Source organism: Mesorhizobium sp. WSM4810 (assembly GCF_055811235.1).
Genome location: NZ_JBVVQV010000003.1, coordinates 1 through 18324, shown reverse-complemented (window position 1 = coordinate 18324; position 18324 = coordinate 1). Strand labels below are relative to the sequence as shown.

Below are 18324 nucleotides of genomic sequence, written 5' to 3'. Positions count from 1 at the left end.
GCACATGAAAACGGCCCCGCAAGGGGCCGTTTTGCTGGTATTTGAGAATTTCTGCTGTGATCAGCCCAATTTCTGCTGTTAGCCCTTGGCGACAATGCGCATGAACGCGGGCATGTCGTCACCGAATCCGACGGTACCATCGTTGTCTTCCTGGCGATGGCGGGCCGGGCGATTGCCGTCGCGCTGCGGCCTGGTGTCGCCACGTTCCGGCGCGCGCTGTTCGTTGCGATGGCGATCGGGCGAAGCCTTCCGTTCGGGTGAAGCTTGGCGTTCGGGTGAAGCTTGGCGCTCGGTGTTTTCCGAGCGGATCGCTTCCTTGCGCGCGCGCCGCTCACCGGCATCGGCGACCGCGGTCTCGGCCGCCACTGGCTGTTCCTCGCGCGCCGCATCCGGTGCGGCAGCTTGGCTTTGCTTGGCGTGGCGTTCGCGTGGTCTGCGTTCGGCCCTTTCCTTGCCATCGTCCTTGCGGCCGGCGCGGCGCGGGGCGCCGCGGCCACGGCGGGGAGCATCGTCGTCTCCGCCCTCGCTGGCGACGACCGTCGACAGATCGCCGTCATGCCACTCGATCTTGTTGCCGATCAGCCGTTCGATCGCGTCGATGTATTTGGTGTCGGACTTGGTGGCGATGGTGAAGGATTTGCCCGAGCGGCCGGCGCGGCCGGTGCGGCCGATGCGGTGGACATAGTCCTCGGCATGGATCGGCACGTCGTAATTGAAGACGTGGCTGACATCGGGGATGTCGAGGCCGCGCGCCGCTACGTCCGACGCAACGAGGTAGCGCAGTTTGCCGTCACGGAAATTGGCCAGCATCTGCATGCGCGCGCGCTGGTCCATGTCGCCATGCAGCGCGCCGGCGTCGAAATCATGTTTCAGCAGCGAGCGGAAAAGCTCCGAGACCTCGATCTTGCGGTTGCAGAAGATGATGGCGTTCTTCAGCTCCGCATCCTCGGCCTTTATCAGATTGCGCAGCGTCTCGCGCTTGTCCCAGGGTTTTGAGCCGGATTTCACCAGCCGCTGGACGATGTTGGTCGCGGCGGACGCCGCCTTCGAAACCTCGACGCGCACCGGCGCGTGCAGGAATTTCTCGGTGAGCTTGGTGATCTCAGGCGGCATCGTCGCCGAGAAGAACAGCGTCTGCCTGGTGAACGGGATCATCTCGCAGATGCGCTCGATGTCGGGAATGAAGCCCATGTCGAGCATGCGGTCGGCCTCATCGATGACCAGGATCTCCACGCCGTTGAGCAGAAGCTTTCCGCGCTCGCGATGATCGAGCAGGCGGCCTGGCGTCGCGATCAGCACGTCGGCGCCGCGCTCCAGCTTCTTGTCCTGCTCGTCGAAGGACACGCCGCCGATCAGCAGCGCGATGTTGAGCTTGTGGTTCTTGCCGTATCTGATGAAGTTCTCTTCAACCTGCGCGGCAAGCTCGCGGGTTGGCTCGAGGATCAGCGTGCGTGGCATGCGGGCGCGTGCCCGGCCTTTTTCGAGGCGGGTCAGCATCGGCAGCACGAACGAGGCGGTCTTGCCGGTGCCGGTCTGGGCGATGCCCAAAATATCCTTGCCGAGCAAGGCGTGCGGAATGGCGCCGGCCTGGATCGGCGTCGGTTCGGTGTAACCGGCGTCGGTGACTGCGGAAAGGACCTTCGGCGACAGGCCGAGGTCTGCGAAGGTCAACACGTCTTGAGCGATCTGGGTGTCTGAGGACAAGTTTGGCTGTCTTTGGCTGGTTCGGGGGCGCAACGCAAGCGGTCGCGGCAAGCGCCGCGCGCCTGCAAGATTGGTATTGCAGGTAGGCGCAAGCCCACGATTTGTCAACACAAACAGGCGGGGGACGGCACGATTGTGAAGTCGTAACCTTAATCGCGATGCTTAATCCATCTGCTGTCGCTGCGCCGGCTCAATAGCGGAACTGTTCGGCGAGAATGCGCTCGTTCCACGAGTGGCTCGGATCGAACAGCAGCGTCGCCGTTACCGTTGGCGATTCCTGCACCGTAACCGAGGTTACGGCCTTCACCTCGGTATGGTCGGCGGCGGCGTTCACCGGCCGCTTTTCCGCCTCCAGAATGTCGAAACGAACGGTCGACTTGTTGGAGAGCAGCGCGCCGCGCCAGCGGCGCGGGCGGAACGGACTGACCGGAGTCAGCGCCAGCAGCGGCGCATCGAGCGGCAGGATCGGCCCGTGCGCGGATAGGTTGTAGGCGGTCGAGCCGGCCGGCGTCGCGACCATCACACCGTCGCAGTTCAATTCCTCCAGCCGCACTTGCCCGTCCACGGTGATACGGATCTTGGCTGTCTGGTAGGACTGGCGCCACAGCGCAACCTCGTTGATCGCCAACGCCGAGATCGTTTCGCCCTCAGCCGTCACCGCCTGCATCTCCAGCGGACGGATCGTTTCGGCAACGGCCGCCGCGATGCGCCCGGTCAAACCGCTGGCGCGATATTCGTTCATCAGGAAGCCGATGGTGCCACGGTTCATGCCGTAGACCTTTTTTCCCGTGCTCATCGTGTCGCGCAAGGTCTGCAACAGGAAGCCGTCGCCGCCCAGCGCGACGACGATCTCTGCATCCTCGATGGATGCCTGGCCATAGCGCGCCGAAAGGCTCTCCAGCGCCGCCTTGGCGTCGGCGGTGTCGGACGAGACGAAGGCGAAGCGGCTGGCGGCTTTGTTCATGGCTCCCAATGGCGATGTTGATGGCGACCGGTTGGTGGCGACCGGTTGCTTGGGCCGCGCCAGCGCCGGGTTAGCATGGGCGGGCAAATCTGCAAAGCGAGACATCTGGCGCCGCTTGATACAGCGCCGGGAGGAACTGCCGGCCTGCTGCTCGCGCATCGTGTCGAGTGACAAGCGAATGTGATGGTTAAGACGGGGATTAAACTCTCGTAAAGCCGGATCGACCATGTTAGCCGGCAGCGGATGGGCGGCGTGGGGGCCAGCTAGTCGGACCGATTTATTGCCGGTAACACGCCTGATTGTCATCGTCCTGATGCTGGGAAGTTTCGCGCTTGCCTTTGCCCAACTGGTGCGCCAGTCGGAACAGACAAGTTTGAGACCCCAACCAACGGCTTCACGCTGCGGCGATGCCGCCGGCACGCCGTGCCCGCAAAGGGCGTTGTAATTCGCCAGGCACTTCCCGCGATCCAGAGGCCGGTGCTTATCGCGCCTGCAGCAGGTGGCAGCCGGCCTGCCGCTTTTGTGCGAGATACTCGTCGATAAGCTGGCGGTAGCGCACCTTGCCGAAGCTCGGGAAGTGGCCGCCATGCACGACCGCAACATCGAGGTCGCGCATCCGCAGCAGCGTCTCGACATAGTCGTCGACAGTGGAATGATAGACATCGTCGATCAGCGGGCCGTCATAGACGATGTCGCCGGAAAGCAGGATGCCGGTCTTCCTCTCGTAGAGCGCTATGCCACCGGGTGAATGGCCCGGTGTGTGGATCACCTCGAAGGCACGGTCGCCGAGATCGACGAAATCGCCTTCTCCAAGCAAACGATCGGCCGGCGCCGGCTGGATCCGGTAGCGCGTGGCATCCCAGCCCTGCGGCATTGCGTCGAACATGGCGTCGGTCGCGTAGCGGTCGGCGACCGTCCATTCATTGCGCGGATCGGCGAGGATTTCCGCTTCGGCCGCATGCACGCAACGGTCCGGAAATTCGTGATGGCACCCGATATGGTCGAAATGCGTGTGGCTCGCTACGCAAACGAGCTTTCTCTCCGTCACCAGCGGCACGTGGCGCCGCAGGCTGAAATGGCCGAGGCCGGTGTCGAACAGGAGATCGCGATCGCGGCCGCGCACATGCCAGATGTTGCAGCGGAAGAACGGCCTGATCCACGGCTCGTGGATCAGCGTCACGCCATCGCTCATACGGATGGCTTCATACCAATTCGCAGCGTCGATGATCGGAAGCGTGCCCATGGCTCAGCTCGCCAGAAGGATGACATCGCCAGCCTCGCACGAAACCGCAGAGATGTCGCCCGGCTGGACGACCGTTGCTGCGGGAACCCTGGCGATGAAGTGCAGCGCCGGGTCTTTCTCGGAGACAGCCAGCACGCGTTTGAAGCTGCCTTGAAACACCACGTCGCTCACCTTGGCCGTTCCGAGCCTTACCGCGCCGCCGGTTGCGCCGAGGACAAGGTGCTCCGGACGGACGGCGAGGGCGACAGAAGCGCCAGCAGGCATTGTACCGGGCAGCGAAAGCGGTCCGACCTGGGTCGCGACTGTGATTGTTCCATGCTTCGCCGCCGTCACCGTTCCCGATATCAGCGTGCTCTCACCCATGAAGGTCGCGGAAAAGCGCGTCGCCGGCCGCGCATAGACGCGCTCCGGCGGGCCTTCGTCCTCGATGCACCCGTCATTCATCACGACGCAATGGTCGGCCAGGGCCATCGCCTCTTCCTGGTCGTGGGTGACATGGATGAAGGCGGTGCCGACGCGTTTCTGGATCGCTTTCAACTCGTCCTGCATCTGCCGGCGCAATTTTAGGTCGAGCGCGCCGAGCGGTTCGTCGAGCAGCAGCACGGCCGGCTCGACGACAAGGGCGCGGGCCAGCGCGACGCGCTGGCGCTGGCCGCCGGAAAGCTGGTGCGGCTTCTTGTCGAAGGCGGTGGCGAGCCCGACCAGCGCCAGCGCGTCGCGCGCCCGCGCGGTCCGTGTCGCGGCATCGACGCCTTGCATGCGCAGGCCGAAGCCGACATTGCTGCCGACGCTCATGTGCGGAAACAGCGCATAGTCCTGGAACACCGTCGTCGTCGGGCGCTTCGCCGGCGGCACCGCGGTGCAGTCCTCGCCGCGGATCAGCACCTTGCCTTGGCTCGGCGTGACGAAGCCGCCGAGAATGGACAAAAGCGTCGTCTTGCCGGAGCCCGACGGTCCGAGCAGGATGGTGTAGCTGCCCGGCTCGATTTGCAGCGAGACGTTCCTCAACACGGTGTGCTGGCCGAAGCGGTGCGAGACAGCGCGGATATCGACCAGTGGCGCGGTCATGCCGGCTTCCTCCGCAACAGCATCAGCTCAAAAAACACCACCAGCACGATGGAGACGGCGAAGACCAGCGAGCCGACGGCGTTGGTCTTGGGATTGAGGCCGGAGCGCAGCAGGTTCCAGATCTCGACCGGCAGCGTCGTATCGAAGCGCGTCAGCAGGAAGGAGATCACGAATTCGTCCCAGGAGAAGGTCATCGACAGGAAGAAACCGGCGAAGATCGCCGGCGCCATGACAGGCACGGTGATCAGCAGCAGCACCTTCCATTCGGGCGCACCGAGGTCGCGCGCGGCACGCTCGATGTTGATCTGGTGGTCGCCCATCTGGCTGTAGATGATGGCAAAGCAGAGCGGCAGGTTAATCACGACATGGCCGATGCCGGCAGCAAGCAGCGACTTCGGTATGCCGGCCCAGTTGAACAGCACCAGCAGCCCCATGCCGATGATGAGATAGCTCACGGTCAGCGGCAGCGTGATCAGCCCGCGCAGCAGGGCCGAGCCCGGCAGGACGAAACGCGCAAAACCCCAGGCAGAGAGGAAACCGAGCGTGACGGCGGCAGCCGAGGAGAGGGCCGCGACCAGAAGCGAATTGACCAGCGCCGAGGTCAGCCGCGTGTCGGCGAGCACGGCGTCGTACCAGCGCAGCGACGGCCCGGTGAAGGGCGGGATCGGAAACGACGTCGCCTGAAGCGAAAACAGCACCAGAACGACCACCGGCAGGAAGATGAAGCCATAGATGGCGATGGCGTAAAACCAGGAGACGATGCGGACAAGGGCGCGCACGGTCAGGCCCGCTCGATCTTGAGCCAGCGGGCGCAGGTGAGATAGGCAATGGTGACAACCGCCATCAGGATGATCGACAGCGCCGAGGCGAGCGGAAAATCGCCGCGCCGGCCGATCTGCATCATCACCAGCTGCGGCATCAAAAGCTCGTTGTTGCCGCCGAGGATCTGCGGCGTGATGTAGTCGCCGATGCACAGCACGAAGGTGAGGAAGGCGCCGACCATGATGCCGGGCAAGGTCAGCGGCAGGACGACATGCAGGAACGTGCGCACCGGCCCGGCGCCGAGATCGGCGGCTGCCTTGCGGTAGCTCGGGCTGAGCTGCTTCAGATTGGCGAAGATCGTCAGCGTCAAAAGCATGACGAAGAAGTGCACGAAGCCGATGACCGTGGCCAGCCGCGTGTTGGCGAGCTGCAGCGGCTCGCTGAACAGGCCGGAGCCGGTCAGCGCGCGGTTGATCACGCCGTTCTGCGCCAGCACCAGCAGCCAGGAATAGGAGCGCACGACATAGGAGGTCCAGAACGGCAGCACCGCCAGCATCAGCGCCAGCCGCTGCCAGCGTTCCGGCACCTGTTCGGCCAGGATCCAGGCGAAGGGGTAGGCGAGCAGCACCGAAATCACTGTGACGATCACGGTGACCTGCAGCGAATTCACCATCGCCTGCCAATAGGCCGGGTTGGTGAAGAATTGGCTGTAGTTGGCAAGCGTAAAGCCGCCGCCGTCATGCGCCGTCAGGCTGGAAAACCCCATGGCGACGAACGGCAGCACGAAGAACAGCAGCGTCCAGCCGAGCGCCGGCGTGACCAGCGCCCAGCGCAGGGCACGGCCCGTCCGAGGCAGGGCATAGCCCGCCCGGGGCAGGGCACGCCCGCTGTTCGTGGCAGAGTTCACGACCGGCGACCGGTCACTGCGCCTGCAGCATTTCGGTCCAGACGTCCTGCATCTTCTTGTCGAGATCGGCATCCGGCGCCGGGTAGGGCTGGGCGCGGGCGAGGAAATCCGGCTGCTCGTCGAAGCGCAGGATTTTCTTCTGTTCATCGGTCAGAGCCGCCTTGGTATTCGCCGGCATGCCCCAATAGCAGGCAGAGGTGGCAAGCCGCGCCTGGCCTTCAGGGCTCATGATGTACTGGATGAATTTTAGCGCCATGTCCTTGTTTTTGGAATCCTTGAACATGGCCAGCGACTGCGACCACAGCACAGCACCTTCTCTGGGGATCGAGAAGTCGAGGGCAGGGTTCTCCTTGGCCAGCCCGGCCGTCACCCATTCGCCGCCGCCGACCAGAATGTCGACCTCGCCGGTCGCCAGCGCGGTCTGGCTGGCGGTCACTTCGCCGACCAGCTTGGCATTGGCCTTCATCTTGAGCAGCTCTTGCTTGATGGCCGGAAGGTCGGCTTCGGTCAGCTCGGCGGTCTTCTTGCCGATCGCCAGCGCTGCCATGCCGATGACCGGCAGGTAATAGTCGTAGATGGCGATCTTGCCCTTGTATTTGTCGCCTGTCAGCGCGGCCAGCGACTGCATGTCGGCCGGATCGACCTTGGTCTTGTTGTAGCCGATGGTGTTGTAGCCGAATTTTTCGGTGATGCCGTAGCGCTTGCCGTCGACCACGGTGGAGCTGTCCATCTTCACCTGGGGAAAGAGGTCGGCCAGCGGCAGCTTGTCTTCCGGCAGCGGTTCGAACAGGCCCTTTTCGACGCCGCGCGGTATGTCGATGCTGTCGATCACCATCACGTCCCAGTCGCCGGGCTGCGACTGCTCGACAATCGCCATGCCGGCGCCGGTGCCTTCGAATTCCTTGACATTGACCTTGACGCCGTTGGCCTCCTCGAAGGGCTGCAGCAGCGCCGGGTCGGCGTGATCGCACCAGATCAGGGCGTTGAGATCGGCGGCCTGAGCGAGGCTGCCCGTCGCCAGCAGCAGCGCTGTCGCCGCACACGCGGCGTGGAGGTGGCTCTTCAGAACCGAAAGCGGCTTCCTGGTCGTTGGATTCGGGGTGTTTGGATTGATGGTCATCGAGTGTTCTCCCTTGCCTTTCTGGCTTCTGGCGAAAAATTGAACCAATTCTAAAATTGAGTCAATTCTGTTTTTATGGCAGATAGCCGACATGAGCGGATTGCGGGCAAGGCAAAAGGCGGATCGGCATCGCCGCATTATCGAGGCGGCGGCGGCGCTCTTTCGCGACACCGGCTATGAAGGCGCCAAGATCGAGACGATCGCGGCGCAGGCGGAAGTCTCGGTCGGCACGATCTACAACTATTACCAGAACAAGGGCGACATCCTGGGCGCCATCGTCTCGATGGAGGTCAACGAGGTGCTCAATGCCGGGCGCGGCGTGGTTGCCAACCCGCCGGCCAATGTCGGCGATGCGCTCGACACGCTGCTCGGCATCTATATCGAGCATTCGCTGCATTATCTCAGCAAGGAGATGTGGCGGCAGGCGATGGCGATCTCGACACAACTGCCCGACAGCCCGTTCGGCCAGGCCTATACCGCGCTCGACCGGGCGCTGACCGAGCAGATCCGCGCGCTGATCGCCCGGCTGCAGGGGCTCGGCCTGGTCCGCCGGGATATCGATGGACACGCCTTGGGCGAACTGGTGTTCAACAACATGAACATGATGTTCATCGAATTCGTGAAGCGCGATGAGGCGAGGATTGCCGAACTGCGCGCCGCGATACGAAGGCAGAACCGGATTCTGGTGGCGGCGATCGCGGCGTGAGGGCTCCCGATGGGATTTCTGATGGCCCGGACGCCGCCAGGCCGCAATCGCGCCGGTTCAATTCCGCTGGTGGGAGCACTTCCGCTGTTGACTAGATTGGCGGTGTTCTACCGAGCATGCCTGGGTGGCCGCGCACGTGGGAACGGCACGACGGTCAAGGGCGCCTTACGGAATTCCGCGATGGCTATTTCTTCAATCAGCAAGTCCAGCGCCTCGCTGACGCGCTGGCTCGTTTCATCCATGCCGCAGAGCCGGTTTTGGGCGCACTCCAAGAGCTCGCGCGCCGCAGCGAAGTCGCTTCGCATGACACCACCCGTCGTTTAGCCCACCGCCCGGACATTGTCAGCGCGCTAAATTGAGCGATTGCTAATATACACAGGGGCATTTTAATCGAATGGCATTAATGGCCGGGAGCGGGAGATGCCGGCCGGTCCGCATCCCTGTTGCATCCATTGGTTCTGATGCCACGGACCGGAGGCATGGCGCTTTGCTTTGCGAAACGCGGGGGTTTAGTCTCGATACGATCTTGGGCGGCTTAGAAATTCTCTGGCGGCAGCAATCTGGCGTCGATGCTCGCGAAGGAAGGTCAGGCTGAAACAGATCGAAAAGGCCACTCCCGAAAGGGCTATCGTTGCTTGCGAGGTCGGATCTGGATCGCGAATCATCAGGAAGCGGAAACCGAACGCCAACGCGAGGGCAGCAAGACCACCATACATGCCACCAATAAAGGGGGCGATCGTGCGTTTCTGCTCCAACGGCGACTCCTATGGTTTCCACTGCGGAATACCTGTGGTTCCTGCTACGGGATACCTATGCTCCACAAGGGGACTACCTGTGGTCCGCTAGCGAATATATCCGTTGAAGCTGATGGGCTATGGCCGCGGCCTGTGGAAATCGGGGATGAGCAGGTTTCGACCGACCCTGGCAGGTAATCACAAGAAGCCGGTTGTTTGCTGCCCCCGGACGGCGTCTGTTTTCAATAGCGATAGATGTAAGCCGGCCTCCTGAAGCCGCGCTTGCACTTCACCTCTTCCTTGTATTCATCGCCCTCCCAGTTGCGCTCAATCTTGCAATTGCCGCGCCGAAATTCTTTTTTGTAGCTGTAGCGTTCGCGCTTCCGCTCATAATCATCTTCGTCTTGGTAGCGGCCCTGCCATTTGCCATGACCGCTCTCGTCCTTCCACGGATCGGCAGCGGCCATGCTGATGCATCCGGCCATTGCAATGCCGCCCAGGAGGGTGACGAGCACCTTCATAGGCGATCCTCCTTTGCTGGTCTGCGCAACTGATTGAAACTCCGTCGAAGATTTCTGTTGCGTGGGCCGCTTTGCAGAGTGTGGACGGCCGTCAACGTTTTCATCAAGCCCGGAAGCTCATCCCGCCGGGCCCGTATCCGATGGCACAATCAGCCGCCGTTAGCAGGTGCTGCCGGAGCGGGTGCTGCCGGAGCAGGTGCGGCCGGCTCTGCCGGAGCGGGCGCGGCTGGGGCAGGTGCGCTCGGCTCTGCCGGAGCGGACGCGGCTGGCGCTTCGACGTTGGGCGCTTCGACCGTAGGCGCTTCAACCTTTACGTCGACGTCCTTTCCGGTGCCCCCGCCGTTGATGTTGATAACGCCGGTGAACAACAGCAGGATCACGATTGCGATAATTGCGAGAACGACGGCGACAGCGGTGCCGGCGCCATTTCCGCCTGAGTTAACAACGGTGGGACCGTCAGCCATGACTATCTCCTATTCTCAATTATCACTGGTCGGCAACGGGACCGGCGGGCACTTAGTTCCGGCGTCGGGCTATGGTCCATGACGCAGTAAGACTGAAGTTTGTGCGTTAAAGACAGAGGGCTGAGGCTGGCAACCAAGATCTTGGCAAGGGATTGGTATTTGGCCGCCGAGCAAAGTCCCTTCATCGGTGGTTCCGGGTGGCCCCGCTGTATACTCATCGGCGGGCACCCGATGTGGCACCCTAACGGCGGAGAGAACTGTGACCCTTATCCAGAGCCAACAGAATGCCGATGCGGTCGCAAGCCGACCCGCCAATGACAATCAAACTCCTGACCCAACAGATTTCTCGGCGGTTGATCTTGTTTCATCGAGCGACGACGACGTCGTTGCAATCGTCAGGCGAACAGAGCGCCTGGCCCTCGCCGTGATTATAGTAATGGCGATCTTCCTGATCTTTGCACCGGTATTCTTCATTGCCATGATGTATGGGATCTAGAGGTCCCGATTAGCCTTGCCCCCCTCGCGCAGCGCGGCAAAATCCGAAAGGCCAGCCTCATTCAAGACGACTGGCTTTGGTGCCCCCGGACGGAATCGAACCGCCGACCTTCGGTTTACAAAACCTGAAACTCCGGGTAACGCGACATAACAAAACCGAACATCTAATGTTGTTCAAACCCTTGTTCTGCCTTGCTTTGCTGGATTTGTTACCCTATGTTAGCAACATCGGGTAACGGCGCATAACACGCGTTTGCGTTACCCCGTTGTTACCCAGGGGATTTGGACATGGCAAAGGCACTTACGGCGGCATCTCTTCTCAAGCTCAAGGCAGACCCCTCCAAGCGAAGAGAAATTGGGGACGGGATTTTGACCGGCCTGTATTTCGTGATTCAGCCCACGGGGCGGAAATCTTGGGCGGTTCGCTACCGGGCCTCGGGCATTCCGAAAAAGGTCACGCTCGGCAACTCTCTCTTCGGTGACGACGCCGACTGCGCCGGTGAGGAGTTGACCCGCATCCGCAGAGAAGCAGCGCACATACTGGAGCGCGTCCGGCGCGGCGAAGATCCCGGTGCGGAAAAGCAAGCCGCCAAGCGAGAGGTAAAGGACGAGGACGCGGCGAACCGCGACAAGTTCAAGACCATCGTTGAACGCTACCTCAAGGAGTATGCATCGAAGCGCCGGAACTATCCCGAGAAGGCGAGGCTCCTCGGCTTGAACCTCAAGGACGAAGTGAACGCGCACCGTGCCGTCGGTTTGTGGGGCGAGAAGCGCATTCAAGACATCACCCGCCGCGACATCAGAGAGCATCTGGAGAAGCTTGCCACAACAGCGCCGATCGGCGCCAACCGTACATTTGCGGAGCTGCGCAAGTTCTTCAACTGGACAGTCGGCAAGGACATCCTGCCGGCTTCGCCAATGACGGACCTGCAGCCGCCGTCCGAGGAAAACGACAGCCGCAATCGCGTCCTGATCCGGCGCAAGGAAGTCCCTGGCTCCAGCGACAATGAACTGCGCTGGTTATGGCAGGCCTGCGAAGCCTATGACGGTGCAGCGGGCAGGGGACCGTTCGGCCCGCTCCTGCACCTCTTGATCCTGACCGGTCAGCGCCGCACCGAGGTTTCCGCAATGACCTGGGGCGAGATCGACATGGACGCCGCAGAATGGGTCATTCCCGCCGCGCGGTCGAAGAATGGCGAGCCGCATGTGGTGCCGCTGTCAGAGCAGGCGCTGGCGGTCCTGCGGGCGCTGCCACGGATCAAGAGCAAGGCAGGCTACGTTTTCACCACGGACGGCGAAAATCCCGTCAGCGGCTTCTCCAGGATGAAACAGCGCATCGATAAGCTGATGGCCGAGATTGCTGGCGAGGTCGAGATCCCTGACTGGACCGTGCACGACATCCGCCGCACCGTTGCCGCCGGCATGCAGCGCATTGGCGTGAAGATGGAAGTCACCGAGAAGGTGCTGAACCACAAGTCCGGCTCTTTCCGTGGCATCGCCGGCATCTACCAGGTTCACGACTACGCCGACGAGAAGCGGGCCGCGCTCGACGCATGGGGCCGATTTGTCATCGACTTGGTCGAAGGCAAGGCGGCGCAGAATGTGGTGCCGTTCCAGCAGGAACGCGCCTAATCATCCTGTGCATAGCCTGTGGAAAAGTTCAAAGCCTGTGAACAGCGGGTACGGAGCACGTTTTGCCCGTGGGAAAACCGGGTACGGCTGCCGATTCTCTTGCACCCCCCGAATCCCATAGGCTAACTTGTTAGCTAACGAGCCGATTTGGTTCGGAAATTTGAAACAGCCGGGCTTGGCCCTCAGAAAGCTCGCCCGGCTGTTTCTTTGAACAGAAAATCACACTCGTTGGTGTGTTCTCCCTTTTGCGCAAGGATTCCTCGCACATGGTTTTTATGCCCCAGCCTGCAGATGCAGGCAATACACAAAATATGTTCATCCCGGCCCGCCACGTCCGGGAGCGCTACAAGGTCAGCGACATGACCATCTGGCGCTGGCTCCGCGACGAGCAGATGGCGTTTCCGCAGCCGCTCTATCTTGGCCGCTATCGGTATTGGCGGATTGCCGAGATCGAAGCCTGGGAACGTGCCCACGCTGGAAAGGGTGCTGCCTGATGGGACAGCCTCTCACCGAAGATCACGCCGCCTGCGAGTCCGCCAACATTGAGCGCGGCCTTCGATTCCTGTCAGAGACTCCGCGGCACATCCGGGGCGCAGCTATACCGGCGCTGCGGCATCTCGGCCTCAGCCCCAAAGAAGCCTGCGAGGTGGTACGCCAGCACAACATGGCGATGGCGAGGGCGGGCTGATGTCTGAAAAGCAAAGCTCCCAGGCCAAGTGGAAAATGGCGAACCCGCAAGCCGTCTGGCTCGCCGCGAACTGGTTCAAGGCAGAGCGCCCGCTGCTGCCTTTCCTGCGCAAGAGGTTCGGCCTTTCCCCTCATGAAGCCGTCGAGGCTGCGCGAATCCGCAAGGGTAAGGGGGCTCACCAATGAGAAACCCTGAAATGGAAACCGCCGCCCCGAGTGGCATCGGGAACGGCGGCAATTTCGAAAGCATCAACACAGCGAACCTAACAGAAGCCAGGCGTCGTCGCAACTCGATGACACCGCAAGACCGCTGGAAGGCGGCGCACCCGAAAGAGACTTGGGCGCATGCGGCCCTGCGTTCCGCGCTGAAGAAGGGATTGATCGAAAAGGAGCCGTGTGAGGTCTGCGGCGCCCACGAGGTCGATGGTCACCACGATGATTACGCTCGCCCGATGGATGTTCGCTGGTTTTGCCGCCGGCACCCTAAGCAGGAACATCGCCGGCTGAAATGCGAGGCGATCAATGGGTAAGATGGTCCGGCAGTTCCACAAGGTCGGCCCGACCGTCTGGCGATCAAGGCGCTTCCTTGCCCTGACAAACGACCAGAGGCTGCTCTGGTTCTACTTCAGCACTGGCCCGCACCAAACGAGTGCGGGTTGTTGCCTAGTGCCGCCTGCCTATGCCGTGGCCGATCTCGGCTGGACAATGGACCATTACCAACTCTGCCTCGCTGCCTTGGCTACGGCTGATCTGATCTGCCACGACGAGGAAACCAACGAGATCTACGTGTGCCGCTGGTTCCAGACCTCACCTCCTACCAATGGCAAGCACGCCGCCGGCATTGCCAGCCACATCTACAAGCTGGACAGCGACAGAGTTCGGGAAAAAGTCGAGGCCGAATTTGATGAAACGGAATGGGGAGCCCAGTTCATGACCTCGCCATCCATAGCCTCTCGATAGCCTATGCAAAGGGTATCGATACAACAGAACAGAAGCAGAAGCAGATTAGATCCAGAAGCAGAGATCAGAAGCAGAAGACAAACGGGCTTTTGAGGGAAGGAAGGCAACACGAGGAGCCCCGCGTACATTCAATGAGCGCTCGACCTTTTTCCTGATCGGCCTCGCGCTCGCCGGCCTGCAACTTCCGGGCATTAAACTTTCTCCTGAAATCGGGGCGTCGGTTATTCAATCCGCTGCTCATACTCTCTGAATGCCTTACATTAAAAGGGATTTGGCTGTATCTTCGCTCGTGATTTGGCGGATTGGGTAAAAAGTGGGTAACAAATCGGCGAACATCGGATCTGATAGCGATCGGTATTCCAGCAGGCGGGTATGGTGAGGCACTGATGACAGTCGTTCCGATGCCCAAGAGAGGCAAGACGGTAAAACCGGTTGCAAAGCCGCACGAGCCGACGCAACTGGAACTTGCATCACGGGCCGCCTACGCTAAGCGCCGCGAGAACAGGCGTCCGGTTCCGCAAATAAAAATCTCGATGAGCGACGGCGATGGTGGTAAGCGCATCGCTTCGATCGCGGTGGACCACCCTGACCCGGCACTAGGCTATGAGCTACTGGCCGAAGCCGTAGGGGCCGATAGCGGCACTTTCCTTGCCGGCACTCTCGATTCACTGGCCAAGGCTGCTCAGGTCGGCTCCGTGGTACGTGAGGGTGAAATGAATTATGCCCTCTCCATGGTATGCGGGCTCCGACCGAAGGACCAGATCGAAGCGACTCTTGGTGTCCAGATGGCCGCCATCCACCTCGCCACGATGAATACCGCTTTGTGCATGGGAGAAGCCAAGACGTGGGAGTTGAGGGAATCGCAGGAACGGGCATTAAACCGCCTCGCCCGTACATACGTGGCCCAGGTTGAGGCTCTGAAGCGTTATCGCAGCAAAGGAGAGCAGCGCGTGATTGTCGAGCGCGTGAACGTTGAAAAAGGGGGCCAAGCCATCGTCGGCAACGTCGCCCATGGGGGGCAGGGTGACGGAAAAAAATAACGTCAACCTCATGAACCTAGCGCCTCGGTGTCATGCTCGGTCGAAGCGGACGGGTTGCCAGTGTCGATCGCCAGCGGTGAGGGGCAGCGCAGTCTGTCGCATGCACGGTGCGGGCGGTGGCGCACCTGAAGGCAAGCGGAACGGCAACTATCGCAACGGAGGCAGGACGAAACGCACAATGGCAGCCTTGGCGGTTGTCCAGGCAATGGCGCGGATATGTCGGCAGACGATCGATGATCTACCGGATTAACTGGGAAGTAGTCGCCATGCTGCTCGCCGCGGCTTTCATTCTGGCGTTGTGCCTGCGTCCTTAGCTTGCGGGCTCAGGTGGTTCTACCTCGGCTTCATTGCCGGGGGCTTCTGCGTCCTTTTCGAACTGCGTTGCGGATGGCAGAGGACTAAGCCAGCTTTCGCGACGTACGGTCCAGAGTTCGTATTCGGGTGTTAGGTCCGATGGTACCTCGTCGAGGGCCCCGATCATAACCTCCACTTCGTCGTCGCGGATCGACGGCACGCGTCCGCCGCAAGTCGAGCAGAAGCTTCTGCCCGCGTACGTACTGGTGAAACCCGTCATTTTCTCAAATGCCCCTCGGGGCCACACTGCAAACGCAGAGAAAATCGACCCGCTGGCTTTGCGGCAGTCGCTGCAGTGGCAAATGCCAACCCGAAGCGGATCGCCGGTCACGCGAAACGTTACGCCGCGGCAAATGCAGCTACCAGTTCGAACTTGCGCGACTTGGTCCACCACGAGCGTTCTCCCGACCGCTTCAACGGCAAGGAGGGCGAAAACGTTCCACCTTCCCCAAAGGGGCCGCCGACCGGTCTCTCAACCCGGCTCCTTCCGTCGGCGCTTATTGCGAACGCTGATCAAGACATCGGCAAGTCAAGGAATTTGCAAGCGCTGCGCTCGTGCCACCGTTTGGTCAGCGCGGCGAGGTCGGCATCGCAAAGTCTTGAGATGAAGGCCGGAGAGCCTGTCACAACAGCCTCTTGTTCAATCAGGTGTACTTCATCTTACTCCCTATCCAAGGAAATTTGATGGCCGCAGGCCCCGCTTTCCGGAAAGCAAAACTGGGAGCGGATTTTTCCAATGTTTTCCCCGGTGTGGGAATTCCCACAGCCGAGCCTGGTCCGACTGGCATATCCTTGTTTGCAACATCCAGGCCTGCGCAGAAGCCATAAGGTGTCCCGCGATGGGTCAATAAGTCTGGCACGGCAGTTGCATGGTCAGGTATGGGGGAATGGGGCGGAGGCCCGTCGCTTCGCAAATGTAGCGGCGGGTCTTCTGCATAGAGGTCGCGTCCCAGTCTACGCGCTGCCGTCCGTCTCGCTTATGCCAGTGGTCTTGCGCGAGGCGAGGGCCGTTTTGGTCCGTTCCGAGATTAACCGCCGTTCTTTCTCTGCCAACGCGGCGTAAAGGTGCAACATGAACGGATCGGCATCGGCGCCAAGTTCGGCGACGATAAACGGGACCCGCTGGACCATCAGGCCGGCTATGAAGGCGACATCTCGCGACAGGCGGTCGAGCTTGGCCACGACCGGGCATTTTGTCTGGCGAGCAAGGGGGAAGGCCTGCCCGATATTTCTATGGCCGACGTATGGACAGTCTATGCGGGCCCGGCCGCCTGGCCGGGCCCGCAGTCAAAGTTCACACCGCGGCAGCGGCCGCTCGCTGGTCTGCCTTCACCTTCGCCCCGCGAATGAACGCAAGTATCTCCGGATTTACGACCTCTGGATGGGTCTGGCACACGCCGTGCGGTAGGTCCTTGTAGCTCCTGAGCGTGCCGTTCTTCAGAAGCTTGACCGTCAGTGGCGCTGAATCGGCATAAGGCACGATCTGGTCATCCTCGCAGTGGATCACCAGCACCGGGACGTCGATCGCCTTCAAATCCTCGGTGAAGTCGGTCTCCGAGAAGGCCTTGATGCACTCATACCCGGCCTTGACGCTCCCCATCATGCCCTGTCGCCACCAGTTGCGGATCAGACCCTCCGACGCCATCGCGCCTGGCCGGTTGAAGCCGTAGAAAGGGCCGGTCGGAATATCGAGGTAAAATTGGGCGCGGTTGGCGGCAAGCACAGCACGGTATCCGTCGAACACCTCGATTGGCGTCCCGCCCGGATTTGAATCTTTCTTGACCATCACGGGAGTCACCGCGTCGATCAACACGGCCTTGGCCACGCGTCCTGGTTCCGCGCGCGCCACATAACGTGTGGCCTCGCCGCCACCGGTCGAGTGGCCGATATGGATCGCATTCTTGAGGTCGAGGGCCGTGACCAGCTCGGCGACATCGGCTGCATAGGTGTCCATCTCGTTGCCGCCGTCGGTTTGGTCCGACCGCCCGTGGCCCCGCCGGTCGTGGGCGATGACGCGATATCCTTCCGCCAGGAAGAACATCATCTGGTTGTCCCAGTCGTCGGCACTCAATGGCCAGCCATGGTGGAAGACGATCGGCTGAGCGTCTCGGGGGCCCCAGTCCTTGTAGAAGATCCGGGTGCCGTCTTGGGTGGTAATGTAAGTCATGGGGATGTGATCCCTTGTCACGGAGCCGGCCGGCAGGACCGGCGCTGTTGTCTCGTGATGGGGTCGATGGCGGGTTAGGTAAGCGTCCGTCGAACGATTCGGGCCCGGTCGCGACGACAACAGCAACATAGCAAATTTGCCGGCATAAGGCAGCTTGCGAGTGTCTTCGACCAATTCAAGAATTCGTACACCCTGTAAGACAGGAGGACATGCACGGCTGTTATCCAATCTTCCAGACGGACACTTGCATTAAGCCTACCGGCAATGTCCTCGCGCGTTTTGAAAAGTTACGCTCCTGGCGCGTCGTTGCCGAGAGCGAGACTGTCAGACGGCCGCTTTCCCACTCGAGTCGGTCGTCCAACTCGCTTGTCGGTGCGATGAGCGTCTGACGCGAACTTCGCCTCGACAGCGGCATTTCCTGACGTTGGCTTTGGACGAATGCAAGGTCTCGATCCGAATCCAATGCGGACGTTCCCTTCCTCTCAGCCAACCAACGCCGCTGCTGCACTCCCTTGTCACTGTCGAATGCGCGTATACGAACCCGGCGCCGCTTCCGGTGCTGTCTTTCAAACGCGAGCCGTTATTGGCCGCCGCCGACGTTTTGGAACTGCTCTTGAAGCCGCTCCTGGATCTGATCGATCGAGAAGCTCGCCGGACGGTCGCAAGAATCGGATGTTTAGGCAGCGGAAGCGCTGGCGATGACAACATCCATTCGAACAGATGAAAGGCTGCGCCTCTGGCGGAGAGAGCGGGCCGATCGGGTCGCTGTTCCGAGTTTTATGACACTCGACCGAGA

Annotated in this window: 20 protein-coding genes and 1 pseudogene; 8 read left to right on the top strand and 13 right to left on the bottom strand. The window is 61.4% G+C overall.

Going from position 1 to position 18324, the window contains the following annotated elements; translation table 11 throughout:
- Positions 1-78 precede the first annotated feature (78 nt).
- From AC0L3O_RS05205 to AC0L3O_RS05175, 7 genes are all read right to left on the bottom strand, one after another.
- Positions 79-1704 carry a DEAD/DEAH box helicase gene (locus AC0L3O_RS05205; RefSeq protein WP_288142059.1) on the bottom strand — a complete coding sequence of 542 codons (1626 nt, stop codon included), beginning with the start codon at positions 1702-1704 and terminating at the stop codon, positions 79-81.
- 190 nt (positions 1705-1894) lie between these two features.
- Positions 1895-2668, bottom strand: a complete 774-nt coding sequence (locus AC0L3O_RS05200) for an NAD kinase (RefSeq protein ID WP_128246554.1) — start codon at positions 2666-2668, stop codon at positions 1895-1897.
- 481 nt (positions 2669-3149) lie between these two features.
- Positions 3150-3911 (bottom strand): MBL fold metallo-hydrolase, encoded by a 762-nt coding sequence (locus AC0L3O_RS05195; RefSeq protein ID WP_473534503.1) that lies wholly within the window; start codon positions 3909-3911, stop codon positions 3150-3152.
- Positions 3912-3914: 3 nt separating this feature from the next.
- Positions 3915-4979: an ABC transporter ATP-binding protein gene (locus AC0L3O_RS05190; RefSeq protein ID WP_128246552.1), complete on the bottom strand. Its 1065-nt coding sequence runs from the start codon at positions 4977-4979 to the stop codon at positions 3915-3917.
- Positions 4976-5758, bottom strand: coding sequence for an ABC transporter permease (locus AC0L3O_RS05185; protein ID WP_128246551.1), 783 nt, complete (start codon positions 5756-5758; stop codon positions 4976-4978). The genes AC0L3O_RS05190 and AC0L3O_RS05185 overlap by 4 nt, the downstream gene beginning before the upstream one ends.
- A gap of 2 nt (positions 5759-5760) precedes the next feature.
- Complete coding sequence (locus AC0L3O_RS05180; protein ID WP_128246550.1) at positions 5761-6648, bottom strand: ABC transporter permease; 888 nt, start codon at positions 6646-6648, stop codon at positions 5761-5763.
- Positions 6649-6661: 13 nt separating this feature from the next.
- Positions 6662-7768 carry a polyamine ABC transporter substrate-binding protein gene (locus tag AC0L3O_RS05175; RefSeq protein WP_128246549.1) on the bottom strand — a complete coding sequence of 369 codons (1107 nt, stop codon included), beginning with the start codon at positions 7766-7768 and terminating at the stop codon, positions 6662-6664.
- Positions 7769-7859: 91 nt separating this feature from the next.
- Here AC0L3O_RS05175 and AC0L3O_RS05170 point away from each other — a divergent pair, with 91 nt between their 5' ends.
- Positions 7860-8474 (top strand): TetR/AcrR family transcriptional regulator, encoded by a 615-nt coding sequence (locus AC0L3O_RS05170; RefSeq protein WP_287062035.1) that lies wholly within the window; start codon positions 7860-7862, stop codon positions 8472-8474.
- 509 nt (positions 8475-8983) lie between these two features.
- On the opposite strand, the gene AC0L3O_RS05165 is transcribed toward AC0L3O_RS05170, so the two are convergent.
- From AC0L3O_RS05165 to AC0L3O_RS05155, 3 genes are all read right to left on the bottom strand, one after another.
- Positions 8984-9229: a hypothetical protein gene (locus AC0L3O_RS05165; RefSeq protein WP_128246547.1), complete on the bottom strand. Its 246-nt coding sequence runs from the start codon at positions 9227-9229 to the stop codon at positions 8984-8986.
- Positions 9230-9450: 221 nt separating this feature from the next.
- On the bottom strand, positions 9451-9729 hold the full coding sequence (locus tag AC0L3O_RS05160) for a hypothetical protein (RefSeq protein ID WP_128246546.1): 279 nt from the start codon (positions 9727-9729) through the stop codon (positions 9451-9453).
- A gap of 149 nt (positions 9730-9878) precedes the next feature.
- Positions 9879-10193 carry a hypothetical protein gene (locus AC0L3O_RS05155; RefSeq protein ID WP_236393095.1) on the bottom strand — a complete coding sequence of 105 codons (315 nt, stop codon included), beginning with the start codon at positions 10191-10193 and terminating at the stop codon, positions 9879-9881.
- Between the two features lie 259 nt (positions 10194-10452).
- On the opposite strand from AC0L3O_RS05155, the gene AC0L3O_RS05150 reads away from it, so the two are divergent.
- The 7 genes from AC0L3O_RS05150 (at position 10453) to AC0L3O_RS05120 (ending at position 15007) form a co-directional block, all read left to right on the top strand.
- The gene (locus AC0L3O_RS05150; RefSeq protein WP_023798134.1) at positions 10453-10689 is read left to right on the top strand and encodes a hypothetical protein; all 237 of its coding nucleotides are present in this window, start codon (positions 10453-10455) and stop codon (positions 10687-10689) included.
- Positions 10690-10976: 287 nt separating this feature from the next.
- Positions 10977-12320, top strand: coding sequence for a tyrosine-type recombinase/integrase (locus AC0L3O_RS05145; protein ID WP_288142074.1), 1344 nt, complete (start codon positions 10977-10979; stop codon positions 12318-12320).
- 311 nt (positions 12321-12631) lie between these two features.
- Entirely contained in the window at positions 12632-12814 is a 183-nt protein-coding gene (locus tag AC0L3O_RS05140; RefSeq protein ID WP_128246544.1) for a helix-turn-helix transcriptional regulator, read from the top strand.
- A 193-nt stretch (positions 12815-13007) separates the two neighbouring features.
- Positions 13008-13193 carry a hypothetical protein gene (locus AC0L3O_RS05135; protein WP_128246543.1) on the top strand — a complete coding sequence of 62 codons (186 nt, stop codon included), beginning with the start codon at positions 13008-13010 and terminating at the stop codon, positions 13191-13193.
- Entirely contained in the window at positions 13190-13537 is a 348-nt protein-coding gene (locus tag AC0L3O_RS05130; RefSeq protein ID WP_287237655.1) for a hypothetical protein, read from the top strand. The genes AC0L3O_RS05135 and AC0L3O_RS05130 overlap by 4 nt, the downstream gene beginning before the upstream one ends.
- On the top strand, positions 13530-13967 hold the full coding sequence (locus tag AC0L3O_RS05125; protein WP_287237656.1) for a hypothetical protein: 438 nt from the start codon (positions 13530-13532) through the stop codon (positions 13965-13967). Before AC0L3O_RS05130 ends, AC0L3O_RS05125 begins: the two co-directional genes overlap by 8 nt.
- Positions 13968-14353: 386 nt before the next feature.
- Positions 14354-15007, top strand: coding sequence for a hypothetical protein (locus tag AC0L3O_RS05120; protein ID WP_128246541.1), 654 nt, complete (start codon positions 14354-14356; stop codon positions 15005-15007).
- A 310-nt stretch (positions 15008-15317) separates the two neighbouring features.
- On the opposite strand, the gene AC0L3O_RS05115 is transcribed toward AC0L3O_RS05120, so the two are convergent.
- From AC0L3O_RS05115 to AC0L3O_RS05105, 3 genes and pseudogenes are all read right to left on the bottom strand, one after another.
- Entirely contained in the window at positions 15318-15752 is a 435-nt protein-coding gene (locus tag AC0L3O_RS05115; protein WP_128246732.1) for a GFA family protein, read from the bottom strand.
- Between the two features lie 587 nt (positions 15753-16339).
- Positions 16340-16579 (bottom strand): annotated as a pseudogene (locus AC0L3O_RS05110) (recombinase family protein); the annotation flags it as partial.
- A gap of 76 nt (positions 16580-16655) precedes the next feature.
- Entirely contained in the window at positions 16656-17528 is an 873-nt protein-coding gene (locus AC0L3O_RS05105; protein WP_128246731.1) for an alpha/beta fold hydrolase, read from the bottom strand.
- Positions 17529-18324: the final 796 nt, after the last annotated feature.